20 protein-coding genes and 1 pseudogene are annotated in these 25,895 nt (G+C 70.4%); 6 read left to right on the top strand and 15 right to left on the bottom strand.

Annotated elements, in window-relative coordinates; translation table 11 throughout:
* Positions 1-587: 587 nt before the first annotated feature.
* Both WME79_RS12935 and WME79_RS12930 read right to left on the bottom strand, forming a co-directional pair.
* A pseudogene (locus WME79_RS12935) lies at positions 588-1,688 on the bottom strand (ferritin-like domain-containing protein); the annotation flags it as partial.
* Between the two features lie 14 nt (positions 1,689-1,702).
* Positions 1,703-3,556 (bottom strand): GMC family oxidoreductase, encoded by a 1,854-nt coding sequence (locus tag WME79_RS12930; protein WP_437535131.1) that lies wholly within the window; start codon positions 3,554-3,556, stop codon positions 1,703-1,705.
* A gap of 658 nt (positions 3,557-4,214) precedes the next feature.
* Here WME79_RS12930 and WME79_RS12925 point away from each other — a divergent pair.
* Positions 4,215-4,856, top strand: coding sequence for a hypothetical protein (locus tag WME79_RS12925; protein ID WP_437535130.1), 642 nt, complete (start codon positions 4,215-4,217; stop codon positions 4,854-4,856).
* 242 nt (positions 4,857-5,098) lie between these two features.
* Here WME79_RS12925 and WME79_RS12920 read toward each other — a convergent pair whose 3' ends face one another.
* The 4 genes from WME79_RS12920 to WME79_RS12905 form a co-directional block, all read right to left on the bottom strand.
* Entirely contained in the window at positions 5,099-5,281 is a 183-nt protein-coding gene (locus tag WME79_RS12920) for a hypothetical protein (RefSeq protein WP_437539835.1), read from the bottom strand.
* A 45-nt stretch (positions 5,282-5,326) separates the two neighbouring features.
* Positions 5,327-6,718 (bottom strand): hypothetical protein, encoded by a 1,392-nt coding sequence (locus tag WME79_RS12915; protein ID WP_437535129.1) that lies wholly within the window; start codon positions 6,716-6,718, stop codon positions 5,327-5,329.
* A 376-nt stretch (positions 6,719-7,094) separates the two neighbouring features.
* Positions 7,095-7,586: a DUF6691 family protein gene (locus WME79_RS12910; RefSeq protein ID WP_437535128.1), complete on the bottom strand. Its 492-nt coding sequence runs from the start codon at positions 7,584-7,586 to the stop codon at positions 7,095-7,097.
* Positions 7,583-8,017 carry a YeeE/YedE family protein gene (locus WME79_RS12905; protein ID WP_437535127.1) on the bottom strand — a complete coding sequence of 145 codons (435 nt, stop codon included), beginning with the start codon at positions 8,015-8,017 and terminating at the stop codon, positions 7,583-7,585. The genes WME79_RS12910 and WME79_RS12905 overlap by 4 nt, the downstream gene beginning before the upstream one ends.
* A 312-nt stretch (positions 8,018-8,329) precedes the next feature.
* Between WME79_RS12905 and WME79_RS12900 the strand changes: the two genes are divergently transcribed.
* On the top strand, positions 8,330-10,135 hold the full coding sequence (locus WME79_RS12900; protein ID WP_437535126.1) for a protein kinase domain-containing protein: 1,806 nt from the start codon (positions 8,330-8,332) through the stop codon (positions 10,133-10,135).
* Between the two features lie 55 nt (positions 10,136-10,190).
* The gene (locus WME79_RS12895) at positions 10,191-13,043 is read left to right on the top strand and encodes a TonB-dependent receptor domain-containing protein (protein WP_437535125.1); all 2,853 of its coding nucleotides are present in this window, start codon (positions 10,191-10,193) and stop codon (positions 13,041-13,043) included.
* Positions 13,044-13,157: 114 nt separating this feature from the next.
* Here WME79_RS12895 and WME79_RS12890 read toward each other — a convergent pair whose 3' ends face one another.
* The 7 genes from WME79_RS12890 to WME79_RS12860 form a co-directional block, all read right to left on the bottom strand.
* Positions 13,158-13,454 (bottom strand): hypothetical protein, encoded by a 297-nt coding sequence (locus WME79_RS12890; protein WP_437523245.1) that lies wholly within the window; start codon positions 13,452-13,454, stop codon positions 13,158-13,160.
* Positions 13,455-13,470: 16 nt separating this feature from the next.
* The gene (locus WME79_RS12885) at positions 13,471-14,538 is read right to left on the bottom strand and encodes an IS630 family transposase (RefSeq protein ID WP_437523247.1); all 1,068 of its coding nucleotides are present in this window, start codon (positions 14,536-14,538) and stop codon (positions 13,471-13,473) included.
* 400 nt (positions 14,539-14,938) lie between these two features.
* A complete protein-coding gene (locus WME79_RS12880; RefSeq protein WP_437535124.1) occupies positions 14,939-15,364 on the bottom strand; it encodes a bleomycin resistance protein in 426 nt (141 codons plus the stop codon).
* Between the two features lie 360 nt (positions 15,365-15,724).
* Positions 15,725-16,864: a 3,4-dihydroxy-2-butanone-4-phosphate synthase gene (ribB, locus tag WME79_RS12875; protein WP_437535123.1), complete on the bottom strand. Its 1,140-nt coding sequence runs from the start codon at positions 16,862-16,864 to the stop codon at positions 15,725-15,727.
* A gap of 14 nt (positions 16,865-16,878) precedes the next feature.
* Positions 16,879-17,817, bottom strand: coding sequence for an aldo/keto reductase (locus WME79_RS12870; RefSeq protein ID WP_437535122.1), 939 nt, complete (start codon positions 17,815-17,817; stop codon positions 16,879-16,881).
* 79 nt (positions 17,818-17,896) lie between these two features.
* Positions 17,897-18,847: an ABC transporter substrate-binding protein gene (locus WME79_RS12865; protein ID WP_437535121.1), complete on the bottom strand. Its 951-nt coding sequence runs from the start codon at positions 18,845-18,847 to the stop codon at positions 17,897-17,899.
* A 270-nt stretch (positions 18,848-19,117) separates the two neighbouring features.
* Positions 19,118-20,359, bottom strand: a complete 1,242-nt coding sequence (locus WME79_RS12860; protein WP_437535120.1) for a methyltransferase — start codon at positions 20,357-20,359, stop codon at positions 19,118-19,120.
* Between the two features lie 204 nt (positions 20,360-20,563).
* On the opposite strand from WME79_RS12860, the gene WME79_RS12855 reads away from it, so the two are divergent.
* Positions 20,564-21,124 carry a pyridoxamine 5'-phosphate oxidase family protein gene (locus WME79_RS12855; protein WP_437535119.1) on the top strand — a complete coding sequence of 187 codons (561 nt, stop codon included), beginning with the start codon at positions 20,564-20,566 and terminating at the stop codon, positions 21,122-21,124.
* 2 nt (positions 21,125-21,126) lie between these two features.
* Here the strand turns inward: WME79_RS12855 and WME79_RS12850 are convergent, their stop codons facing one another.
* Together WME79_RS12850 and WME79_RS12845 are read right to left on the bottom strand one after the other, a co-directional pair.
* Positions 21,127-22,080, bottom strand: coding sequence for an MBL fold metallo-hydrolase (locus WME79_RS12850; RefSeq protein ID WP_437535118.1), 954 nt, complete (start codon positions 22,078-22,080; stop codon positions 21,127-21,129).
* A gap of 125 nt (positions 22,081-22,205) precedes the next feature.
* A complete protein-coding gene (locus WME79_RS12845; protein WP_437535117.1) occupies positions 22,206-22,859 on the bottom strand; it encodes an MEDS domain-containing protein in 654 nt (217 codons plus the stop codon).
* 580 nt (positions 22,860-23,439) lie between these two features.
* Here WME79_RS12845 and WME79_RS12840 point away from each other — a divergent pair.
* Together WME79_RS12840 and WME79_RS12835 are read left to right on the top strand one after the other, a co-directional pair.
* On the top strand, positions 23,440-24,900 hold the full coding sequence (locus WME79_RS12840; protein ID WP_437535116.1) for an amidase: 1,461 nt from the start codon (positions 23,440-23,442) through the stop codon (positions 24,898-24,900).
* 285 nt (positions 24,901-25,185) lie between these two features.
* Entirely contained in the window at positions 25,186-25,563 is a 378-nt protein-coding gene (locus tag WME79_RS12835; protein ID WP_437535115.1) for a hypothetical protein, read from the top strand.
* Positions 25,564-25,895: the final 332 nt, after the last annotated feature.

The raw sequence follows: 25,895 nt of genomic DNA, 5'->3' as shown, positions 1-25,895 counted from the left end.
CCTCGGTCGGCCTCGCTATCGGCCGATCCCTCCCGACACCACGTTGCCCCCGCGACGCGCTATCGCTCGCCGACGACAGGCAGCGACCGGCGCGCCGGCGTGTCCTCGGAGGACGGGATGCGCGGCGGATCGGCCCACGACCCGAACCCCTGCGGCTTGGCTCCGGCGGGGTGACCGCCAATGGCCGTCCACAGCAGCCCCTCCACGTACGAGGCCGGCGAGACCACGAACGTCACGTCCTTCGGCGCGGGGCCGAAGGCCTCGGTCCAGGCCGTGGGCAGCTCGTACCAGACGCCGGAATACCACATCTTGATGATGTTGCGGGCGATCGGCCCGAGCTTCTCGTGGCCAAAGATCTCCCGGCGCAGGAAGGTGTCACGCGCCTGGCGGTCGCTCCCCTGCCCCGCCCCGCCATGGATCGCGAGCAGCTCGTCCACCACGGCGGCGCCGACGACCTCATCGGCGGACTTCAGGTACGCCTCGGCCTGCCCGGTCCCATGCAGCTCGAACACGGCAAAGGCGGTCACCTCCGCGGAGAAGGCGAGGAATCGATCGAGGCGGCTCGACACCGCGCTCACGCCGGCGACCGCGGCAGGGGCGTCCGCGTCCGGGTAGAGCTCGAAGGTCGGCGCCGCGGTGAACTCGCTGTTCGGCAGCGGGTTGCGGATCATCTGGGTGATCAGGTTGCGGAACTCGAACATCTGCGGCACGGCGCTCATCAGCAGCGCCGGCTCGCCGTTGTAGGCCCGCGTCAGGGTCTCGAGGAACTTCGCGTAAGCGCGGTTGAAGGCCACCGCCATGTCGTACAGCTCGGAGCCAGCCGGCAGCTCGGCCAGCTTGACGTCCGTCTTGATGGGGTACGCGCCCTTCCAGTCGACGGTGAACGTCGGCCCGGTCGGCTGGCCCGGCTGGTCACCCGGCTGGTAGTAGCGACCCAGGGTGAGCTGGTCGAAGCGGTAATAGTGCGACAGCTCCTTTTCCCGGTCGTAGATGCTGGATTCGGTGCCCTCGCCCTGCTCCATGATCAGCGAGATGGCCCGGCGCGCGCTGGCCAGATCGATCACGGGCAGCAGCTCGCCGCCGCCGGAATAGTAGTACTCCCGGGTGATCTGCCGCCCGCGATCGCCGACAAAGATCGTCTCGCCCCGGGCCTGCGCCTCCGCCTCCAGGCGCACGATGCCCTCCTCGATGGCGGCGTAGAACTCGCCGATGCTGTAGAACTGCATATCGGAGTCTTCGGGGTGCGCGCCCAGCACCGTGGCGCCGGCCGGGGCGGCGCTGCGGACGAGCCGCCCGCCTCCCTTCTTCGGCCGCTCGATCTTCTTGAAGGTCTCGATGGCCTCGATGCCGAAGGGAGCGATGTGGACCTGGAAGTCGGTCTCGCCGTCCGGCAGGTAGGCGGGGTAGCTGGGCACGAAGCCCTTGACCGTCAGGTCGGGCGTGCCCTTGACGGCGTTCAGCAGGTTCGCCGCGAGGGTCAGGTGGAGCATCTCCTCGACCGCCACCACGCGCAGGATGTGGACGGCATCCGGGTTGGTCCCCGGCTTGATCGAGTAGAGCGCCGCGAGGTACGGCGGGATCGTGGCGTGCTCCAGCTGGAGCGCGTGCTGCAGGTAATGGTGCAGCTCGGTGATGGTCTCGATCTTGTTGCGCGGCACGGGAGGTTCGGATCGTCGGGAGTAGGTCATGGGCGTGCCTCGCGTCAGTGGAGCTGCTTGAGCATCGCGCGCGTGCTCCGGTAACAGAGCGCGGCGAGGGTGAGGGTCACGTTGGCGGTGCCGACCGAAGGCATGCTGCCGGACCCGACCAGATAGAGGTTTTCATGATCCCAGGAGCGCTGGTCGGTGTCGACGACCGAAGTGCGCTTGTCCGATCCCATGATGTGGGTGCCGGCCAGGTGGTTGCCCCCCCGGATGGCGTACCCCTCGCCCTCGTAGGCGACATAGCCGTAGTCGCCGGGGTCGTACCGGGAGAAATCCACGACGCCCAGGCGCGCGAACATGGTCCTGGCGAACTGCCGCGCATAGGCGGCGCCGCGCATCGTGTACTCCGGCACCGTGAACGAGACGACCGGGCGCATGTTGCCGAGGCGGTCGGTGTAGCGCGGATCGACGGTGACGCGGTTGCTCTCGCTCGGCAGCACCTCGAGCATGAACGCGAACAGGAGCTGGCGCGAGATGCGGTCGACGAGCCCGCGGCGCAGCTCGTCCCCGAAGTGGTTGTGCTGGTCCACGAGCTCGGCCAGATCCGTGAAGGGCGAGCCCGTCGCCCACCCCCAGCCGTCGTTGTGGATGTCCACGCTGAAGGCCGCCTGACTCCGCCGGAATGACCCCGTGCGCAGGTCGATGATGCCGCCGGTACAGCTCGTGCCGCGCGTGGTCCCGCAGACATCGGGCATCAGCCCCCAGCTCAGCAGGTAGGAGTGGTCCATCAGGTTGCGGCCCATCAGCCCGCTGCTGCTCCGGAGGCCGGAAGCCAGCATGAGCCGCGGGGTCTCGATGGCGCCGGCGGCGAGCACGAAGATCTTGCCCTTGACGGTGATCGTCTCGTGCTCTGACGACTGCGGGTCCTTGTAGACCTTGACCTCCAGCGCCGTGATGCGCCCGCTCTCGGGATCGATCACCACCTTCGAGGCGACCGCCTGGACCATCAGGTCGACCCGCCCTGTCTCGAGCGCCTTCGCCAGCGTCTTGCCGGAATGATACCGCGCCTGCACCGGGCAGAGCGGCACGCAGTTGGTGTTGCCCTGGCAGCGCTCCCCCTCCTCCACCTGATGGGTGTTGACGGCGCCTACCGGCACGTAACCCTTGCCGCCGTCGTAGGCAGGATTGGGAACTCCGTTGCGGGCCTGCGGGTACGCGCGGATCCGGATGGAATACGCCTGGTCGTGCAGCTTGACCTCGGTGCCGTCGATGCCCTTCCCGACCCTCTGGTCGAGGTAGGACAGCGGCAGGCCCTTCATCGGGTACACGTAGCCTTCGGGGAAGCTCAGCCCCAGGTAAGACTGCTCCCCGACGTCGGCGGAGACGCCCATCTCGCGCTCGGCCACCTGGTAGTCGGACTCGAGCTCCTCGTAGCGCAGCGGCCAGTCGACGCCCTGTCCGAACAGCGTGCGGACCTTGAAGTCATCCGGCAGCATGCGGGGGGTCTTCGCCTCCCAGTGCATGGTCGTCCCGCCGAACACGCGCGTGTAGTTGGTGTCGGTGACGTAGGGGCCTGATTGCACGACGTAGGGAGCGGGGTCGGTCTCGCCGGGCTGGAGCTTGCGGAGCTCCGGGCTGCGCGGCATCCGCGCGTTCGGGTTCTCGGGGAACGGCGACTGGTTGTCCTTCGACGACGCCGCGAAGAAGTTGGCAAGGTAGGACTCATAGCCGGAGATCGACCGGTTCGTCCCCGCCCCCGCCTCCAGCAGCAGCACCCGCTTGCCTGCTCGGCTTAGCTCGTTGGCCACGATCGCGCCGGCAATCCCGGTGCCCACGATCACGGCATCATAGCCGTCATCGGCGGCCACCGCGCTGGCGTCCGTCCGCAGTGCCGTGTCAATTTTCAACAGCACGTCCCGCCCTCCCTATGTGAATGATGCCCCCCGATGTCCTAAATCAGAAGATATCGGTCGCTGTCAACCACTTCATTGTATCGGTCACGTGACACCGGGATCGGCGCGCCAGTCGCTGTAATGAGCATGGGTCGACGCACGATGTAGGCGCACCGCGGCGTTCACGTCCGCGCCTGCGCGTGGATGCAGCGCGTTGAGGCCGCCTTTCCGCCAGGGGAAAACAAGGCCCACTCGCAGATACAATAACGAGGAGTTCCGAAGAGTTGGTGGCTGCGCCTGGCAGGGACGGCGGCTGGCGGGCGGTTGCCGGGGAGGCTGCGCGCGGGCGCGGGCCATCGTGGCGCGCGCCTGTGCGGGGGTGGTGGTCACGGATCATCCAGGGCGCGGCATCGGAGCGCGCTGCGCCTGGGGCAGCTGCGCCTGGGGCACGAGCTACGGCGTCGCCGGGACGGACGCCAGGAGAGCTTCCATCGCGTACCGCTGCAATGTTGGAAGGCAGGACCCCGAGTCGAACGCGTCGGGGCTGGCGTCGCTCGTTGCAAGCGCGGACGTCCAAGCGGCACAGGGTCGTAATGGGCATGATATGCTGCTGTGCGCAGGCGGATGGGAAGGAGGCAACGTGCTTCGACGTCACTTGGCTCTCGGTTTCGCGCTTTTCATGGTTGCAGCGTGCGGCAATGATGTGCACGAGGTGGGCGGGACGGGTGGTGCTGCCGGCCATGACGCTGGCGCCACCAGCAGCGGCAGTGGTGCCGGCGGAGCCGTCGCCACCAGCAGCGGCAGTGGTGCCGGCGGAGCCGTCGCCACCAGCGGCCAGGGTGGTGCCGCCGGCTCGGCTGCGACGATCGGTGCCGGGGGCGGCCACGGCGGGATCGGCGCGGGCGGCGCCGGGGGCACGGACAGCGGGGCCGACCCGTGTGGGGTAGCGTTGCCGATCGCGTGTGGCGATCGTTTGAATCACAGCACGACGAGCCAGGGGCGCGCCAATGAGTGGTCGGGCTACGACCGGACCGCTCGTGCCGAGTCGGGGCGTGAGACGGTCTATGCCTTCTCCTCGACGGCCGAGTGCACGGTGACCGCAAACCTCGAGAACCTCGCGACGGATCTGGATCTCCTGCTGCTGTCCGCCTGCGACCCCATCCGGTCGAACGAGATGGCTTCCTCGACCCCGCTGGATCTACAGACCGTCGAGACCGTGAGCTGGACGAGCGCGCCGGGCCAGACCTTCTACGTGGTGGTGGACGGTTACGCCGGGGCCGAAGGCAGCTACACGCTCTCGGTCGACTGCACGTGTCAGTGATCTGAGAGGGCTCGCTGCTTCTCTGCGCTCATCTTGCGGATGCAATGGCCGAGGGCCGCCCGCAGGTTCTGCTGGGTGGTGATCTGCGAGAGGTCGAGCCCCACCGGCGTCGCCCCGGAACGGCACGACCCAGCTCTCCCAGTGATAGCCGTGCACCTCCTCGTACGAGTGAGTCTGCTCTCCGACGAGCGAACGCCGCACGCTGTCGGTGATCGGGTAGCCCTTGTACAGCTCGAAGACGCTCATCCCGACGAACTGGTTCGGCTCGATGTTGCACTCTCTGAGGCCCTTGCCCTCTTCGAGGAGCGCAACCGCGTGATCGAACGCCACCCCGACGTCACCTTCGTGGGCGCGCAGATGGGCAGTTCGCCCGAAGACCTGAACATCCACATGCCTGGATCATCGAAGCGCGTGACGATGCGCACCGTGGACCGCTGCGGCAAGATCACCGTGTCTTTGTTGGCGAGCGGTCAACGGCCTCCGGCGTTCGAGCAGCGCCGGCGCACCCGGATGGCGTGCGGGTCTGCCCGCTCCACGCCACCAGCGTCCTTGTTGGTGATTGGCGCGATGCGCTTGAGCGTGCCGCTCCTCCCGGCTCGGGTCACGTTGATGACGCCGACGCCGGGCGTGCTGCCCACCGAGGCGTGCGGGTCGCCGCTCAGCGGCGTCGGGCCGCGCAGGGTCACGAAGATGCGGTTGTGCGAGGGCGAGGTATCGATGAGGTCGGGCGAGGGATCGCGCGACAGCGGGCCCTTCAGGTCGACGGTGCCCACGTGCGCGTTCGTCTCGACGTCGAACACCTCGGCCACGCCCCGGATCCGGTCGAGCACCCAGAGGGCGCGGCCGCCGTCCGTCGCCAGCATGCCGTGGGCGTCACGGTCCGTGGACTCGTCGGAGAACACCACATCGGGCCTGGGGGTGTTCACCGCGTTGGTCGGCGCGTAGCCGGCGAGCGGGAATCGGTACACGTCGAACTGATCCAGGTTCGTCGCCGTCGCACCGCCGGAGTCGATGAACATCGAGCCCCCGGCCTCGATGCCGCCGCACCCGTTCCCGTGCACGGCGCCTGCGTCGTACTCGCCCACGATCTCGATCGGCGTCGACGTGGGGTCGACGACGAACAGGCCGCCTCCGCGCAGGGTGATGAAGCCATAGGTGCCCGTGGCGTCGATGATCGGGCAGATCGGCGCGTTGTCCGGGCGGATACCCGGGAACTGACAGGGATCGCCGCTCGGCGCGGTGCACCTGGCCAGGTCGAGGGTCGCGTCCGGCTGCCACGCGAAGGTGCCCGCGGCGTAGTCGGTCGCGATCCGCTCGATTCGCTTGCCGTTCTGGTTGGCCACAAGGATGTAGGAGTCGTCCGGCGCAGGCACCGCGGCGTGGGCCTGCCGCGCCCCGTCCGCGCCCGGCGAGGTGCGGAGGCACGCGACCGGAGCGCGGGTCGCCGCGTCGAGGATCGCGACGTGGCCGCTCGCCACGAAGGACACCACGGCGTGGGTGTACGCAGCGTTGAAGAGGAGCATGTGCGGCCGGACCGGATTGGCGCCGGTCTGCTCGAGGCACAGCGATGCGGTCTGGTCCCCGAGGTCAATGACCTCCGCAGAGACCGCGTCGCTGGGAGAGTCGCCCGCAAGGCGCGCGCCGTTGTAGATGTACAAGGTGCCGCCGTACGTCAGCCCGTTCGTGTTGGACTGATCGATGGCCCAGACCTCGAAGGGCCTTGCCTCGTGGGTCGCCTCAGCTCCCGTCCCGTCAACGGCCTCGGCGGCCGCGAGCCCGGTCGCATCGACCGGCTCGACACAGGCGGATAGAAGACAAGAGACAGCCGTCGCCCCCAGAAAGGGGCCGAGTGACATCCTCATGGCTCGCTCTCCCAGCGTTGATGACGGCGGCCGAAGCCTCTCATCCACCAGCCAGCGGACGACCGCGGCCGCCATCGAGCACTGGGGAGCGAGTATGGCCTCGCCTGGAGACACGTTGCAAGAGACGCCGACCTGAAACGCGCTCTGCCGGCATGCTCATGCTCGTCGCGAGCGCGCCTCCCCTCGCCTCGCTCGTTCCACGCGGTGTCCCGGCCGTCACACGCGGTGTTCCGCCCGCCACACGCGGTATTCTGCCTGGCGTTCCACGCGGTGTTCCGTCCGCCACACGCGGTATTCTGCCTGGCGTTCCACGCGGTGTTCCGCCCGCCACACGCGGTGCTTCACCCGTGAGTCCACGCGTCGCTTCACCCGCCGTTCATTCCGTCGTCTGCTCGCTCGTTTCGCCCCTCGTCCTGGCCGTGGCGAAACGCTCGATCACCATGCCTGCGGCCATCGCGGCGACGAACGCGAGGACGGCGCTCGATCCGGTCACCAGCGAGACGAGCGCCGGCCCCGGGCAGTACCCGGCGAGACCCCAGCCGACGCCGAAGAGCCCGGCGCCAGCGATGAGGCGCGCGTCGATGTCGGTCCGGGTCGGGACGGCCGCGCGGTCGGCCAGGAGGGGAAAGCGCGGCGCTCGGACAAGGCCGGCCGCATCGGCGCCGCCCCCGCGCCGCCGCCGGCGAAGGACGCGGTAGGCCAGGAAGTGCACGGAGATCGCGCCGGCCATCACGAACGCGAGGCTCGGGTCCCAGTCGCCGGCCACGTCGAGGAAGCCGATGACCCTGGACGGCTGGGTCATGCCGGAGACGCCGAGCCCCACGGCGAACAGCAAGCCGGCGAGGAATGCGGCCGCGCCCTGCCTCATCGCGCCACTCCGAGCAGGTGCCGGCTGACGTACACCGTGATGGCCGCGGTCGCCATGAACGTCAGCGTGGCGACGAGCGACCGGACCGACAGACGGCTGAGGCCGCAGACTCCATGGCCGCTCGTGCACCCGTTGCCGAGCCGCGCGCCCCAGCCGACGAGCAACCCGGCGGCGATCACGAGGCCGAGCGAGCCGCCGCCTCCCGCCGAGGGGAAGGCGCGCGGGTGCGCGGCGACGAGCGCGAGGCCGCCGAGGAGGAGGCCCGCGACGAACGCCGCGCGCCAGGCGGTATCGCCAGGCTTCCGGAAGAGGAGCCCTCCGAAGATGCCGCTGATGCCAGCGACCCTCCCGTTGAAGAGCAGGAGGAGAGACGCCCCCACGCCGATGAGGGCGCCGCCGAGGAGGGGGCCTATCGCAGTGAATTCATTCACGATGAGACCTCGCTGAGAGACCGGTGGCCAGCATAGCAATGCGCGTCATCCACGGAAGACGAACCACCACGCAGTGCGCAATGCCGGAGCCCGCTCGGCGCATGTCGGCCGGCCCCGCCGGCCCGCGCGCCCCCCTGCCCCGTCCGCCACCGCTCGCCGCGCCACCGCTGCTGCGAGCGCGCGGCGCCACACCCCGCCTGGATCGCCGCCCGACAGAGCGGGTGGGGCTGGGAGCGGGCGTATCACACACGGCGCCGGCGGGCGGCCGAGATTCTGCCGGGTCCCAGAGGTGCTGGTGTATACTGACGGCCGATGGCCCACGCAGGCTCGGACGCGGCGGAATCGGCTTCATGGCGCAGGATTCCGCGCGTCGGGGACGTCGTCGGCGGCAAGTACCGCGTCGAGCGGGTGCTCGGCCGCGGCGGCATGGGGATCGTCGTCGCGGCGCACCACATCTCGCTGCGCCACCGCGTCGCGCTGAAGTTCCTGCTGCCCGAGGGGCGCACCACGCCCGGCGCCACGGAGCGCTTCTTCCGAGAGGCGCAGGCCGCAGCGGCGATCGCCAGCGAGCACATCGCCCGCGTCATCGATGTGGGGCAGACCGACGACGATCTGCCCTATTTCGTGATGGAGTACCTGAATGGCATCGATCTGGAGGCGCTGCTTGAATCGCGGGGCCCGCTGCCCGTGGAGCCGGCGGTCAGCTACGTGATCGAGGCCTGCGAGGCGCTCGCCGAGGCGCACTCGCTCGGGATCGTCCACCGCGACCTGAAGCCGGGCAACCTCTTCCTCGCGAGCCGCAAGGACGGCTCGACCCTGATCAAGGTGCTCGACTTCGGCATCTCGAAGGCCTCCGAGGAGGGCGTGCTCGGCTTGAACGCCCAGCTGACCGCATCCGCCGTGGTGCTCGGCTCTCCCCGCTACATGTCGCCGGAGCACATCCGCAGCACCCGAACGGTGGACGCCCGCAGCGACATCTGGGCGCTCGGCATGACGCTCTATCAGCTCCTGACAGGGCGGCTGCCATTCGAGACCGAGTCCGTCTCGGCGCTGTTCGTCAGCATCGTGACCGACGTGCCCGTGCCCCCGCGCAGCCACCGGCCAGAGATCCCGCTCGCGCTCGAGTGGGTCATCCTGATGTGCCTCGAGAAGGATCCAGCGCGCCGTCCCCAGACGATCGCCGAGCTGGCCACGCTGCTCGAGCCGCTCGCGTCGGAGTCCGCGCGCCAGACGGTGGCGCGCATCCTGCGCAGGGCGATGGGGAACGAGACCGTCGACGCGCCGCCGGCACCGGACCGCGCGCGGGCCATCGACGAGGAAGCCGAGACCCTGACCGGGCCGATCGGCCCCACGCGTGGATCCCGGCACTCCTTGAGCGAGCAGGCGAAGGAGCGCGCTCCCTCGATGCCGCCCACACAGGCGTCCGTCGCTCCCCCCGCCTTCGCGACGGCGGCCTCGCCGTCGGTGCCGCCCGCGCGGGTGTCCGTCGTTCCGCTCACGCTCACCGCGGCGGCCTCGCCATCGATGCCGCCCGCGCGGGCGTCCGTCGCTCCTCTCACGCTCACCGCGGCGGCCTCGCCATCGATGCCGCCCGCGCAGACGTCGGCTGCCGGACCTCCCTCCGTGCACGCATTGCCCCCGGATGAGTCGCTGGCGCCGACGGCGGCGCCGTCCAGACGGGGCGAGCGCGCCGCCGCAGGGGATCCACAGGGACGGCGCCGGCGAAGCATGGTCGCGCCCATCGCGGCGGCGGCGCTCGTCGCGCTCCTCGGGGGCGTGGCGGCGACCGCGTGGCTCGGGCGTGGGGCAGCGCCGGCCGCGGGCGCGCCGCCTGCCGGCGAGGTGGCCTCGCAAGTCGCGCCGGCGCAGGGCGAGCCCTCGGCGCCCTCGCCCGAGGATCCCGGGCCTTCCTCCCTCTCGCCTTCCGAGGTCGCCTCGCCGCCCACAGCCGCGGCGGCCGCCGCGGCGAGCGGGTTCGCCACGGCCGGCGCCGCGCTCGCGCCGCTCGGCTCGGCGAGGGCGGGCCGCCCGCGCGCGGTGCTCGCGCCGTCGTCGCCGTACCCGGCGAGCAGCGAGCCCGCGCCGACGAAGGCGACGCGCCTGCGCGAGCACCGCTAGCGGCATGCGTCGAGCGCCCTCGAGCACGCGCGCCCGCCGGTGGAGGCTCGCCGCGGTGCCCCTCCTCCTCGCGAGCGCGCTGCTCCAGGCCCCCGCCGCCCGCGCCGACGGCGAGGGCCAGGCCGACGAGGCCGACCTCCACTTCGACCTGGGCCGCGACCTCTTCAAGCAGGGGCGGTACCAGGACGCCCTCGAGCACTTCCTCGCGTCGAACCGGCTCGTGCCGAACCGCAACGTCGTCTTCAACATCGCGCTCACCTACGAGGAGCTGGGCCGCTTCGCGGACGCGCACCGGTACTACGACGACGCGATCGAGGGCGAGGCCGACCCGGAGGTCGTCGCCGAGGTCCAGGCCGCGCTCCAGCGGATCGCGCCGCGCGTGGCCGTGCTCCAGATCGTCACGTCGCCGCCGGGCGGCAGGATCTACGTCGATCGCAAGGACCTCGGCGCGCGCGGCACGGCGCCGCGCCGGCTCGCCATGTCCGAGGGGCGCTACCGGATCCTCGTCGAGCTCGCGGGCTACGAGCCCGTGGCCGTGGATGACATCGCGGTGAAGCTGGGGCAGAGCAAGGAGGTCCTCATCGTGCTCCGCCGCATCGTCGGCACCGTGCGGGTGGACGTGCGCGGCGCGAGCGAGGCCACGGTGCACGTCGACCACGAGGGCGCGCCGCCCGCCTGCACCGCCCCGTGCGATCTCGACCTGCCGCCGGGCCGCCACGTGCTCCATTTCTCGCGCCCGGGCTTCGAGGCGGCGCCGCAGCCGCTGACCGTCGCCGCGCACGAGACGGTGCCGATCACGGCGACCCTAAGCCCGCTCACCGGCTCGATCCTCGTGCGCGCCGACGAGCCCGACGCCCTTGTCGAGATCGACGGCCGCTCCATGGGCTTCACGCCGTCGGTGATCCAGGGCGTCCCCGTGGGCCGGCGCCGCGTCCGCGTCAGCCTGCGGGGCTTCGCGCCCGTCGAGCGGACGATCGAGGTGGCGGCCGGCCAGCAGGCGGAGCTGCGCGACGTCACGCTGGCGCCGCTCCGGGAGGTGTCGTCGGCCTCACGCGTCCTCGAGCGCCTGGAAGACGCGCCCGCATCCATCAGCGTCATCGAGCAGCAGGAGCTGCGCGCCTTCGGGTACCCGACCATCGCGGAGGCGCTGCGCGGCACGCGCGGCGTCTACCTCTCGAACGATCACGTGGTCTACTCGGCCGGGATCCGCGGGCTCGGCGAGCCGCTCGACTACGGCAACCGGCTCCTCGTCCTCTCCGACGGCCACTCGACGAACGACAACGTGCTGAACGCCTCGTTCGTGGGCTCCGACGCGCGCGACGACCTCCACGACGTGGATCACATCGAGGTCGTCCGCGGCCCTGGCTCGCTGCTCTACGGCACGGGCGCGCTCTCCGGCATCGTCAACCTCGTCCCGCGCGGGCGCGACGAGCCCACAAACGCGCACGTGGCGGCCGGGACCTACTACGACGGCGTGGGCCACGCGCGCGCCGGGTTCCACTACAACGCCCGCAAGGACGCGGGCGTGCGGGCGAGCGTCACCGGGGCGCGCTCCGACGGGTTCGACGTCCCGGTGACGCTGCGGGACCCTGGCGAGGGGCCGCCCGTGCAGATCGCCGAGCGCGCCGAGACCTTCCGGGCCGGCGGCACGTCCGGGCGCGCCTGGTACGGGCCGTTCACGGCGCAGTGGATGTACCACACGCGCGAGCAGCTCGTCCCGATCGGCTACGTGGGCACGCGGCTCAACGACCTCGGGACGAGCTACGAGGACGCGCACATGATGGCCGAGCTGCGCTTCGAGCCGCGGCTCTCGCCCGACCTGCAGCTCATGGCGCGCGCCCACGTGAACCGCTTCGTGTGGCGCGGCGTCTACGCGTTCGAGGAGGGGACGATCTTCGAGCAGCAGCACGGCACCTGGCTGGGCGGCGAGCTCAGGGCGGCATGGACGCCGCTCCCCTGGCTGAGGGTCACCGGGGGCGGCGAGGTGCAGGCGCACCCCGAGGCGACGCTGGGCAGCGTGTTCGCGGACGGCCGCGTGCGCACGAAGCCCGTGCCGTACCGCTTCGGCGCCGGCTACCTCATCCTCGACAGCTCGCCCGCCCCGTGGGTCCGCCTCTCGTGGGGCGCGCGCCTCGACGTCTACAGCACGTTCGCGCCGATCGTCGTGCCGCGCGCCGCGATCATCCTCCGGCCCGCGCCGGGAGGGGTCCTGAAGATCATGGGCGGGCGCGCCTTCCGCGCCCCGAGCATCTCCGAGCAGTTCTACACCGACGGCAAGACGCAGGTGCCCGCCGTCGACCCCGCGCGGCGCCTCGTGCTCAAGCCGGAGTCCATCGCTTCGGCCGAGATCGAGTACTCGCAGCGCCTCGGCGACGACTGGACCGCGCTCGGCGCCGCCCACGCGAGCAAGCTGTCGGACCGGATCACCTCCGCGGAGGACAGCCCCGGGGTTGTGCGCTACGTGAACAGCCGTCGAGACGCGTTCGTGGCAGGGTGTGACGTCGAGCTCCGCCGCGAGTGGCGGCAAGGCTGGATGCTCGCGGCGACCTACGGCTACCAGCGCGGCGAGCTCAGGCGCGGAGAGCGGCTGATCAACGCGCCGGAGCACCTCGCTTCGTTTCGCGGCGTCGTCCCGGTGGTGGAGCGGCTCGCCGCCGCGGGGCTCCGGATCAACCTGGAGGCGCCCCGGCGCATCGGCCGCAGCTCGGCCGACGAGACCGCGGGCGCGATCGTCGCGGACCTCACGGTGTCCGGCGAGCTCCAGCGCTTCCACAGCCGGTATGTGATCGGCATCTACAACGCGATGGACGCGCGGTACGACTACCCGGCCGCGGAGAGCTACCTCTCGGCCACGAGCCGGCAGAACGGCAGGACCTTCCTTGCCGAGCTCACGGTCAGCTATCCCTAGTACAGCGTTCCCCAAGTTCGTCCCTGGATCGGCGCTGTGCCACCCGGCCGCGAGCCGGGCTGGCCGGGCGTTGAAACGGAGCGAGCTCGTCGCGGGACAACGCCGCGGAGCGAGTTACTCGATCGGCGCGAGCGTCCAGGGGAAGTCGGTCATCAACAGCTTGAGCAAGTCCTGCCACGGGCCGCGGAAGCCGGTCTTCTCCCACCTACCGGTGTGGGTTGCGATCTCGAGCGTCCAGAGGTGGACAGTGTCACGGCGGAGCCTGGCGTGGGCTATCGGGCCCGCTCCAGGACCCGACTCGATGATCACGAGCTGCCCGTACTTGCGGGCCCGCAGATGGGACATTCCCTCGGCTGCGAGGTAGGCGCGGACGGAGGCGGCGTGCTCCGGGGAGGCGGACGGCTTCGACATCGGACCGCACGGAAGCTCAGGCGGCGTAGGACGGCAAGGTCGCCCTCCACTGGCCGCGGAACTTCCAGCGAAAGGGCCGGGCTTCGTGCTTGTTCCAGTGGCGCACGAAGGCGAGCACGCAACGGCTCAACTCCTCGGCGGACGCGAAGGAGGCGTGCTTGAGCACCCGACGGCTCAGGATGCTGAACCACAGCTCGATCTGATTGACCCACGACGCATGGATGGGCGTGTAGACGAAGTGAAAGCGTCCGCCGTGCCGCGCGTTGAACTGATTCCACCTGGCGCCGTGGTGAATGTTGAGATTGTCCCAGATGATATAGACGTCGCCCGTGGGGTAGCGCTCCGCCACCTCGTCCATGAACGCGAGCAGATCGGCGGCGGTGCGTGTCGGTCCGCAGCGCGACACCACCTCGCCCGTCTTGATATTGAAGGCCCCGATCAGTGTGCGCGTGCCGTGGCGCTGGTACTCGAACTCCTTGCGCGCGGCTCTTCGGCTACGGCACGGCTGCATGGGGAACCGATGCTTCAGCGCCTGCATGCCCGTCTTCTCGTCGACGCAGAGCACGGTGGCGCCTGCGGGAGGCTCCAAATACAGCTTGCAGATCGCCTCGACCTTGGGGCGGAAATGCGGGTCCGGGCTGTGTAGCCACAGCCGGACGCGATGCGGTCGGAGGCTTGCTCCCCGCAGCACGCGCCAGATCTCGGTGCGGCTCAGTTCTACCTTGGTCTCGAGCTTCAGGGCCTTCGCCAGCCGCTCCAGAGTCCAGACCTGTTCGAACGGGACCTTGTGCTCATCGGGGCGACTGCAGGCCAACTTGATAAGGTCGTAGTGCACTGTGGTGGCCACGCGCGGCGGTCGGCCCCTGCGCATCCTGTCCTGCAGCACCGCCTCGTCAGCAAACGCCGCGATCCGGTTGCGCCACTTGCGCACCGTCTTGATGTCGCAGCCTACATCAAGCTGGATCCGCTCGTTGCTCCAGCCCTCGTCGGCCAAGAGCGCGATCCGGGCACGCTGCGCATCGCGCTGCGGGGTCTTGGGCGAGCGCGCCGCGTGCTGCAGCTTCTGGCGCAGCGACGCGGGCAACAGAACGGCTTTTGCGCGAGCTCGGGGCACTTACGCGCGTGGGACCTGCCCCGTGCTGATGGATTCAAAAGCGCAGGCGATCGTGGATGAACCGGCAAACCCGCCCCGTAGACCGGAATGCGTCGCGTGTAGGCTCGCCACGCTCGGGCTGCGAGCCATCGCGAGGGCCTGGCCTGGTGTACCGCAGATCCAGGTACGAACTTCGGGAACGCTGTACTAGTCTCGCCTGCCAGAGGTCCGGAGAGAGATTTTGACGCAAAGGCGCAAAGGCGCAAAGGCGCAAAAAAGAGCAGATTATTTGTAGTTTTGCGTCTTTGCGCCCTTGGCGCCTTTGCGTCAAAATCTCTCTTCGTTCGCGCGACAGAGCCCTGGCTGGATTTCTGACACGCGGAGAGAGCGATCAAGAGCGCAGAGGGCGCTGGCCCAGGTCCGTGAAGAACCGCAGGAGATAGCCGTCGGGGTCGGCGACGACGAACTGGCGGTTGCCGAGCTCCGTATCACCCTCGCGGTACCACCTCTCCTCGAAGGGGATCACGATCTGGAAGCCGCCTGCGCGCACGCGCTCGTACAGCGGCGTGACGTCGGCGACCTCGATCTGAAAATTGACGCCGCGCCCGTAAGGATGCTCCAGCGGCGCGGTGCGGAACCTGCGGCCCGGCCCCGCCGCCTCCTGCAGCATGAGCTGCGCGCCCTCCAGGTCGATGAAGGCGAATCTCTCCTCTGGCCTCTCGTACCGCAGCGTGCAGCCGATGACGCCGACGTAAAAGCGGAGCGAGGCGCCGAGATCCGCCACGTCGAGCTCCGGTATGAGCTTCTGCCCGTTCATTGCCCTTCCCCAGCGAGATCGACCGATGGCTCGATACGAGCCGCGGGTCGTCAGGCAGAGCCTAGAGCGACAGACGGGTTGAAACTGCCTAAAAAGCGCAGAATTTCGAACCGCCAAGGCGCCATAAGACGCCAAGATCTTTGTGTTTTTTGGCGTCTTATGGCGTCTTGGCGGTTTATTTCTCGCTTGATCAACGCGATCGGTGTTCTAGCTCACCAGAGCGACATCCACGCTGGGTCGGATCATCTGCAACGTGCGGCCATGACCCGGAATCCTCAGGGGGAACGGGCCCGGGCCGACGAGCTGCACCGGCGGCGAGGAGCGACGGCGCTCCACCCGCGTCGCAGCGGCGCGCTCGCCTCAGCTCTGCAGGGCGGGGGACCCCGAGAGGCCGTCCGCCGTCCGCCCGCGCCGCGGCACCGGCGCACCGTGGCCCCCCACCTGCGTCACAGGCTCGCCCGTCTCGAGGTCGATCTCCTTCTTCGGCCCGTCGGGCCAGGGCGCCCTCGAATCGAGGAGCGTCACCCGGCGATACCCGAACGTTACGAGCTCACGCGCAGCCACAGCGAGCTCGAGCCCCATGGTGACGTCAGTTCCCGCGGCTATCGGCTCGGCCGGCGGGGGCACATAGACGACCGCGCCGGCGCCGGCGGCCTCGATGTGACTCAGGGCGTCGAACAGATCGGCGTCGCCGAGGAGGTCCGAGACGAGCGCAGCGCGGTGGGTGTACACGAGCGCGGGGTCGCCGGCAGGCGCCGGCGCGCCGTGCGTCAGGAGGAGCAGCTGCCTCTCGCGACGTATCGTGTACGTGTGCGCCCGCCACTCGCCGCTCAGGCCTGCGGGCCGGAACGGGGCGCTCCGGACGCGCGAGGCGACGTCCTCGCTCCGCACGCGGTGACGGATGAGGTCGTCGATGGAGACGAGCGGCAGCCCCTGTCGCGCCGCGAAGCGCGCGAGGTCCCGGCGGCGCGCCATCGTCCCGTCGTCATTCAGGATCTCGCAGATGACGGCGGCCGGCAGCGCCCCGGCGAGCCGCGCCAGGTCGACCGCGCCCTCGGTGTGCCCTTCGCGCTCGAACACCCCGTCTCGGCGCGCGCGCAGCGGGAACACGTGCCCTGGCGACACAACGTCTCGCGGCGACGCGTCCCGCGCGATCGCGGCCGCGACGGTGCGTGCCCGGTCGCGGGCGCTGATGCCTGTCGTGACGCCCTCGCGCGCCTCGATGCTCACGGTGAACGCCGTCGACCGGCGAGCGCCGGGCCGGGTCGCCATGAGCGGCAGCCCGAGGCGGTCCACCTGGTCTTCGGTGAGGGCGAGGCAGATCAGCCCCCGGCCGTGGGTCGCCATGAAATTGATGGCGGCCGGCGTCGCGTGCTCTGCAAGGACGACGAGATCTCCCTCGTCCTCGCGCGCCTCGTCGTCGACGAGGATCACCATACCGCCGGACCGGAGCTGCTCGACGGCAGCCTGAACACGCAACGTGGATGTCGAAACGGCCATGGATTCCTCTTCGCTCAGCGGGCCGGGAGCGGCGCCAGTCGATCGATCTCTTCCAGATCGGCCCCGGTCAGCCGGAAGCCCACGGCGGCGGCGTTCGCGCGCACCTGCTCCGGCGACGTCGCGCCGGCGATCACGGAGGCCACCGCGGGCCGGCTGGCGAGCCACGAGAAGGCCAGCTCCAGCGGCGTATGGCCCCGGGACGCCGCGTAAGCGCCGAGCGCCGCGGCGGTCTGCTGGTTCCGGTCCGTCAGGAAGCGCGCGGAGAGCGCCGTGTCCTGCGACGAGAGCCGGGCGCCGATCGGCGCCGGGCTTCCGGGCCTGTACTTGCCGGAGAGCAGCCCGCTCGCCAGCGGGAAATAGGGCAGAAAGGCGATCCCGAGGCGCTTGCTGTCCGAGAGCACCTCCCGCTCGGGCTCGCGCTGGAGCAGGCTGTACTCGTTCTGGACGCTGACGAAGCGCGCTTTCCCTGCGCGGATCGCCTCCTCCGCGACGCGGATCTGCGCGGCCGAGAAGTTGGAGCTGCCGATCTCGCGCACCTTGCCGGCGCGGACCAGCGCGTCGAGCGCCTCCAGCGTGTCCTCGATCGGCGTCTCGGGATCAGGGCGGTGCAGCTGGTAGAGGTCGATCCAGTCGGTGCCGAGCCGGCGCAAGCTGTCCTCCACGGCGCGCTGGATGTACGCCGGCCGCGCGCCGCCCCTGCGCTCGTCGTCGAGCGGGACGCCGAACTTGGTCGCGATGATCACCGAGCTCCGCCGGCTCCCGAGGGCCTTGCCGAGCAGCTCCTCGCTCCGCGTGCCGCCATAGACGTCCGCCGTGTCGAAGAAGTTGATGCCGACATCAAGCGCCGCGCCGACGACCGCCGCCGTCCTCTGCTCGTCGATTCGACCGCCGAAGTTGTTGCACCCAAGGCCCACGACCGACACGTCGAGCGAGCCAATCCGCCTCTTCTCCATCAGGTCATTCCTTGCAGCGTGGTGGGATCAAGCGCGTCGGCGGCGCAGGCCGCGCGTTGCGGCCCGCGCCCCGATACCATCAGCCCTTCGGCTTGCCGTTCGCGTCCCACTCCGCCCAGAGGCGCTCGGCGCCGACATCCTTCAGCGCCCGGTTGAGGAAGCGCCGATCGGTCCAGGGCTCGACCTCGAACGTGCTCCTGATCAGGCCGAACTTCTTCGAGTCGGAGACCGCCGACTTGTACCGGGCGATGACGTACTCGTCGAGCAGCGGGCTGGCGTTCTGCTTCATGTCCTCGCCCTGCTGCGCTTCCTTGTAGTTCGCGAAGGGCGTGCCCGACTTCGACCACAGCTGGAAGGCCTGCGTGCGGTTCTTCTCGTCCGCGAGCCACGACGCGGACTTCACCGCGAGCGTGATGATCTTCTGCACGACGTCGGGATATTCGTTGATGAAGTCCTCCCGCGCGATGATGCCTGAATTGCTCGGGTAGGTCGGGGAATCGCCCTTCGTCGTGTAGACGATCTTGGCGATCCCCTGGTCGCGCAGCGAGAGGTAATCCGTGCCGCCGAACACCGCGTCGATGTCCTTCGTGGCGATCGCCGCCTTCGCGGTGGAGGCATCCATGCTGATGGACCGGACGTCCTTCTCGGTCAGCCCGTGGCCCTCGAGGATCCGGTTCGCGGACAGCTGCGTGGCCGTGCCCTTCTGGAAGGCCACCTTCTTGCCGCGCAGGTCCCGGACCCCGTTGATGGGCGAGTCGGCGGGCACCACCAGGTAGGCGTGCCCGCGCCGGCTGGCGCTCGCCAGGAGCCGCGTCTTGAGGCCGCTCGCCCGACCGACCACGGAAGGCAGGTGACCGTGGGTCCAGATGTCGAGCAGGTTGTTCGCGACCGCCTCGTTCACGGCTGGACCTGCGCCGCGGAAGAAGTTCCACTTCACCTCGATGCCGTCCTTCTTGAACTCCTCGGCGAGGGTCCCCTGGAGGTGCAAGAGGGAGAAGAAGCTTCCTCCGGTGACGGGGCGATTGCCCACGCCGACACCGGGCACACCGACGCGGATCACACTGGGCCCGGCGGCCCGGGCCCTGCCTGCGAGAAGCGCTGCCGACACCGCTGCTGCGGCGCCTCCCAAGAACTGACGTCTTTGCATGGCGCCGTGATGTGCACCGTGCGTGCCATTCCATGAAACGCTTGGAATCAAGGGTCTGCAGCGCGTCACTGTTTCCAGGGAAGCACCCGATCCGCAGCGCTGCTGGCGAGCGGCCCATGGCGGAGGCCCTGGCCCCAGCGCCGCGGGGCCGCGTCAGCCGCCGAGCCCTCCCGGCCGGGCGCTCGCGAAGATCGCGACGTTCCTCGGCGTCACCTCGGGCTCGAAGACGATGGCCGCCTCGACCTCGTGGCCCCGCTCACCAAGGACCATCGCGCGATCCAGCGCGACCGCGACCTCCGTGAGCCGGGCCAGGAGCGCGCGCGGCAGCGTGAGCCGGCGCATCTGGCCGAACGCCGCGCGCGCCGCGACCTCGCGCTCGCGGAGCTCGGCCTCGGTCGCCGGGCCGAGGCCCCGCAGCGCGAGCGCCCTCGCCGCGAGCTCGCGCAGCCCGCCGTGCGCGCGCCGCCGGTTGATCCCGCGCATCTCCTCGCCCAGGGCGACGTCGAGCCCCCGGCCGCGGAGCAGCGACAGCAGCGCGTGCCGCCGCTCGCGCGCCAGAAGCTCCTCGCCCAGGCTGGCCTCGACCCCCGCGAGGCGCGCCGTCAGGTTGGTGAGCCCCAGCGCCTCGCGCTTCAGGACGAGCCCCGCCGCCCTGGCCGCGGCCGAGAGCGGGGCGCGGGCCGGCGCGCCGATCTTCTGCAGGCAGCACGAGACGAGCGCCAGATCGCAGGGCGCCTCGGCCGCCGCCGTCACCATGCGGTCCCCGAGCTCGCCGCAGGCGTGCAGACCGACCGGCAGGTCGTCCGGAGCGAACGCCAGCGCCTGCTCGAACGCGTCGAACGCCACGAAGCGCGCCCGCCCCCCGGCGGCCAGCGCGGAGGCCGTGGCCACGCGGTCGGGCTCGCGCTCCAGGCCGATCGCATCCCGGTCGAAGCGCGCGGCGGCCAGGCGGGTGAAGTGGCCGTGCCCCGCGCCCACGTCGACGAGGCGGCGGGCGCGGGCGGCCATGGGGGCCACGGCGCCGAGCAGGGCCTCCAGCTGGAGCCGCTTGCGCGCCGGCACCGCCCGCAGCTCGTCCAGCGACGCCGGCGGGAGCGGCTGGACCGGCCGCCGCGGCAGCCTGGCCGCCTCGTCCGCGGCCCGCGCCAGGGCCACGAGGCTCGGGGGCGCGCCCTCGAGACGGTCGATGCACGCCGCGAGCCCGCCGGCCTCGCAGCGGGCGAGATCGGCGTCGGAGAGCGCCAGCAGGAAGCCCGTCCAGCCCCGCGCCTCGCACCAGGCCGGCGGCGCGCCCTCGTCGACGCGCGCCTCGACGATGTCGAGCGCCGGCACGAGCACCTCGAGGGCGCGCGCGAGGCGCTGGGCGACGGAGGGAGGCGTGGTCGATGGGGGCATGTCGGACCGGAGACGGGGCGAGGACTACCGGATCCGCGCCGCGCCAGGAAGGCGCCTTGGATCGCCCCGGCTCTCCCCCTCCCCTCACCGCCACGCCGCCCCTACAACACCGCGCGACGCGGCAGCACGCCATGGCGCTGCGCGGTCGCGCGCAGCACAGCGCCCTCCAGCGCCCCGGCGCTTGCCCGCCGCCCACGAGGATCCATGGGACGAACCTTCTCCGAGCTGGACGACGACCTCATCGGCTTCCTGGCCGAGCAGCGCCTCTTCTTCGTGGCCTCCGCCCCCTCGGGCAGCGGCGGGCACGTCAACCTGTCGCCGAAGGGGCACGACACCTTCCGCGTCCTCGACCCGCGGACCGTGGCCTACCTCGACCTGACCGGCAGCGGCGTCGAGACCATCGCGCACCTGCGCGACAACGGCCGCATCACGCTGATGTTCTGCGCGTTCGACGGCCCACCCCGCATCCTGCGCCTCCAGGGCCGCGGCGAGCCCATCTTCCCCGGCGACCCGCGTTTCGGCGCGCTGGCGGACCTCTTCCCGCAGTTCCAGGGCGTCCGCTCGGTGATCCGCGTCGAGCTCGAGCGCATCGCCACGTCGTGCGGCTACGCCGTGCCGCACATGGCCTACGAGGGCGAGCGGGACACGCTGTCGAAATGGGCAGAACGCAAGGGGCCGGAGGGCCTCTCGCGCTATCGGCTGGAGAAGAACACGACGAGCATCGACGGCTTGCCGGGCCTGCCGCCGCCGTCAGGAGGCGAGTGATCTCAGAGCCTGCGGGTCTCGCCGACGTCGAGGATCCACAGGCGCTCCATGTCGCTGCGGCCCTTCAGGAAGGCCTCGCGCGCGCGGACCGGCGGCTCGCCGATCGGCTCGTCGGTGAGCTTGTACGTGCCCCAGTGCATCGCGACGAAGGTGCGCGCGCCGAGCAGCTGGGAGGCCTGCACGGCCTCTTCCGGGCCCATGTGCTGCGGCTCCATGAACCAGCGCGGGGCATAGGCGCCGATGGGCAACATGGCCCAGTCGATGGAGCCGCCGTTGCGCTCGCCGATCTCCGCGAAGCCGTCGAAGAAGCCGGTGTCGCCCGAGTGGTACGCGGTGCCCTCGGGGCCGCGGATCACGAAGCCGCCCCAGAGCGCCTCGTTCCTGTCCCAGGGCATGCGCATCGACCAGTGCCGCGCGGGCACGAGCGTGATCTCGACCTGGCCGACGCGGACAGACTGCCACCACGCGAGCTCGTCGATCGCGCCCGCGCCCAGCTTCGCGAGGAGCGCGCCGTTGCCCTGCGGCACCACGAAGCGGGGCCGGAGCGGCGCGTTCTTCTTGCCGAGCTTGCCCGGGTGCACGGCGTGCGCCGCGAGGATGCGCGACAGCGTGGGCGTGTCGAGGTGATCGCGGTGGTTGTGCGTGATCAGCACCAGATCGATCTCGGTGAGGTCCTCGAGCGGGATGCCCGCCGGGGCGAGCCGCTTCGTGGTGCCGAGGCCCGCCGCGAGGATGGGATCGATCAGGATGCGCAAGCCGCCCAGCACGAGCAGGAACGACGCGTGGCCAATCCACGTGAGGGAGGCGCGGCCGCTCTCGACCAGCGAGCGGTCGTACGGGCGGTGCGGCGTGACGAACCCATCGGCGACGGCCTTCTCGCGGGCGCCGAGCTTCCACTTGAGGACGTCGGCTGCGCCGCGCGCAGGCGTGGTGGCAAGATGATCGAAGCGTCCCACGCCGGGCGGTATACCACGCGGAGCGAGGTGGCGATCGTGCCAGCCCGGCGCCCGAAGCCGAGCGCCGCGGCGCCCTGCACGCCGGGCGCCTGCCGCGGGACGCGGACCAGCCGACGGCGTGAGGGTCAGCCCTCGTTCGCGAGAGGCACCGGCGCCCGCCGCAACGCGAGCTTCTTCAGGAACGTCACCGGGTCGAGGTAGTACGGATTCTCGTGCACGTGGCCGCCGATGATCACGTGCGAGTGCGTGGCGAGCACATCGGCGATCACCCGGCCGCTGAAGCGATTGACGTCATAGCAGCAAAGAAGCGTGCAGTCGTGCTTGGGCGCCAGCATGTTCAACTTTGCTTCGTAGACCATCAGGTCCTCGGTGCCCGGCAGGTTCTTCAGCGCCCATTCCATGTCGCCGCAGGCGCGAACGGACTTGAACTCGCCTTCGGCTGCGCCCTTGAGCACGCCCTCGACGGTCGAGTACATGCGGTCCGCGACGAACACGTTGTCCTGGATGTATGTCTGTTCGGAAGGCACGACCTTGAGCTGGCCACGCTGAATCGCGTCCTGCACGGGCACGCCGCCCTTTTGCATCCGATCCACGTGGTCGTCATGAGCGCTCGACTCGAAGATGGTCACCACCTCGTCGCCGATATCGATTCCTTCCCGGAAGTACGGATTGAGGATGTCGTACATTTCCTTGCGCGAATCGAAGAACGCGCAGATGTGCTGAAGGCCTTGCAGCTCCTTGCCGCAGAGACTCACTTTTCGCGTACGTATCGGCGCCATGTTGCTCCTGAAGCTCGTACGTCTACCACCTCTTCGCGTCCGCGTCGACCCATCCTGGTACAGCATCATTCCCGAAGTTCGTCCCTGGATTGATGCTGTGTCCGCCTGGCGACGATGCGGGCTGGCCGGGTTCCTGAAAGAAGCGAGCTCGTCGGGGGACAACGCCGCAAAGCGAGTTACTCGATGGGCGCGAGCGTCCAGGGGAAGTCGGTCAGAACGGATCTTGCACGAGCTCGGGGCACCTACGCGCGTGGGACCTGCCCCGAGCTGATGGATTCAAGAGCGCAGGCGATCATGAACAGCGCGCCAGCGCTCGAGAGGAAAAAGCCCACGAACGCGCCCATGCTCCCGTGTGCCCCCTTGGCGGACAGGGCCTCGCCGGCCCCCCGGAGCGCAAGCCTCTGTGCTTCCGTGGATGCGACCGCGTAGTCACGGCTGAGCTCGAGCTGTGCCCGGCGTCGCAGTCGGCTGTGATGCACGACCCATCCACACGACAACGACCATGGCGGGGACACCGAGGCCACCGCGCACGTCCGTTCACGTCCGTTGCAAAGGACACATCATCCGTTATAGTGGACACATGCCGCCCACCTCGCTCGTTCAGGCCACCGCCGTCGAGCTCCTCGCGCTCTATCGCTCCCGGAGCGCTTCCCCCGTCGAGGCGCTCCGCGCCGTCCTTGCCCATGTGGAGCGCCACGGAGCCCCGCTCAACGCGTTCGTGCTCCTCGACGAGGAGCGGGCCCTCGAGGCCGCGCGGGCGTCCGAGGCGCGCTGGGCTCGAGGCGAGCCGGTGGGGCGCCTGGACGGGGTGCCTGTCTCGGTGAAGGACCTCCTGCTCACGCGCGGCTGGCCGACCCGGCGGGGCTCGCGCACCGTGGACGCGGCCGGACCCTGGACGGAGGACGCGCCCGCCGTCGCCCGCCTGCGGGAGCACGGGGCGGTGCTCTTCGGGAAGACGACGACGTCCGAGTTCGGCCTGAAGGGCCTCGGCGACAGCCCGCTGACGGGGTTCACGCGCAACGCGTGGGACCCGCGGCGCACGCCGGGCGGCAGCAGCGCCGGCGCCGTCACGGCCGTGGCGGCTGGCTTCGGGCCGCTCGCCGTCGGAACGGACGGCGGCGGCTCGATCCGCGTGCCGAGCGCGTTCTCCGGGGTGGTGGGGTGCAAGCCGACCTTCGGTCGGGTGCCCGCGCACCCGGCGAGCGTGGTGGGAGTGCCGCCGCACGTGGGGCCGATCGCGCGCACCGTCGGCGATGCGGCGCTGCTCCTCTCGGTCCTCTCCGGTCCTGACGACCGCGATCCATTCCGGGCTCCGCCGCCGCGCGAGGACGCCCTGTACCTGGGCGCGCTGGTCGCGGTCGAGGCCCCCGATGCGCTCGACGCGCCCGATACGCTCGGCCCGTCCGACGCGCTCAACGCGTCCGACGTACGCTTCCTGCGCCGCGTGCGGGTCGGCGTGAGCGCCACGCTGGGGTACGTCGATCTGCCGGGTGAGACGCGGTCCCGCTTCGACGCGGCGGTCGCGCTCCTGCGACGGCTCGGCGCCGAGGTGGAGGAGGTGGCGCCGCCGTTCGACGACCCGGGGGGCGTGCTGCGGACGCTGTTCGCGGCGCGCGCCGCGCACACGGTGCGGGACCTCGGGCCGGAGCAGCGCGCGCGGCTCGATCCGGCGGTCCAAAACGCGGCAGCCCAGGGAGAGGCGCTGAGCGCCGTGGCGTATCTGGAGGCGGAGCGGCAGCGCGCGGAGCTGGCCCTGACCATGGCCGCGTTCCACCGCCGCTTCGATCTCCTGGTGACACCGACGTCGGCTGGGGCCGCGCCCCTGATCGACGGCGGCGCGCTCCCAGCCTCCTTCGCCGCGCCCTTCAGCCTGACGCGCCAGCCGGCGGTCAGCGTGCCGATGGGCCTCACCAGCGCCGGCCTGCCGCTCGGGCTGCAGATCGTTGGGCGCCACTTCGAGGAAGCGCTGGTGCTGCGCGCTGCCCTCGCTCTCGAGCGAGAGAGCGCCCCGCTGCAGGCGCCGCCGCTCCGTGCGAGCTGAGCGGTCGCGCGAGGCCGCGACCCGATGGGTGCGGCGGTCCGCGTCCTGTCGATTCCATCCTCCTTCCCACTGCCCCTGAGCGAACGCTCGAACGCGTGCGGCACAATGCGCCACTACGCGCGCAAGTGAGCGAGGTTTCGCTCAACTACGCGCGCAAGTGAGCGAGGTTTCGCTCAACATGCCCACGCACGCCTCCGAGGAATAGCCCGAAGAAGCGGGGGGTTTGATGCGCGGGCACCTGCCTTGCTCTGAGGGAACGGCGAACCCTCACAAGGAGCTGCTCAGATGAAGAACACCATTCGCGCCGCGCTCGCCATCCTGTCGCTTGCCTCCGGCCTCCTGGCCGGCTGCGTCGTGGCCCCCGACGAAACGACCACTCCGGATGAGACGACCGCCGTGACAGAGGCGCTCGTGAACAACGGTGGGGGCACTGGTTCGCTCAGTTGGTGGTGCAGCGACGACGGAAGCTGCACGTGCGAGGGTGGAACGCTGTCGTCAGACTGCTGGGGGCTCTCTCAGTACTGCATCGACAGGTTCGAGTGTCGCATCAACCCGCCGTACCTGTGCTATTGCCACTGGAAGCACGTGCGGCAAAACCCGGGCGTCAAGGCGACGACCGGGACAGTCGGGAACGGGACGGTCGGGGCGGCGATCAGTCCGTGAGTGCCCGCGCGGCGGCAGCGCTCGCCTAGAGCGCCGAGCAGCTTGAAAGGCGCCTGGATTCAATGAGTTGCGAGGCCCAGCCGAGCTGCCAGGAAGCAAGCTCCAAGGGCAAGGAATGCGGGAAAGAGAGAAGCCGCAAGGGGCGCATGGGACGCAAGGGACCAGAGACGAGATATTATCTTTCCTTCCCCTTGCGCCCCTTGCGGTTTCTCTTCACTTCTGTTGATTCCTCGGGACTCCAACGTGATCGGTGCGCTAGGCGGACTATCCACCGGCATGCTGCGGATTTCACGCCATCGTGATCACCGAGAGCACCGCGTCGTGATCGCTCG

The sequence above is a fragment of the Sorangium sp. So ce726 genome, from assembly GCF_051521405.1.
Taxonomy (GTDB): Bacteria; Myxococcota_A; Polyangia; order Polyangiales; family Polyangiaceae; genus Sorangium.
Note: the sequence above shows the minus strand (reverse complement) of the source record. Positions and strands in the feature narration are given on the sequence as shown.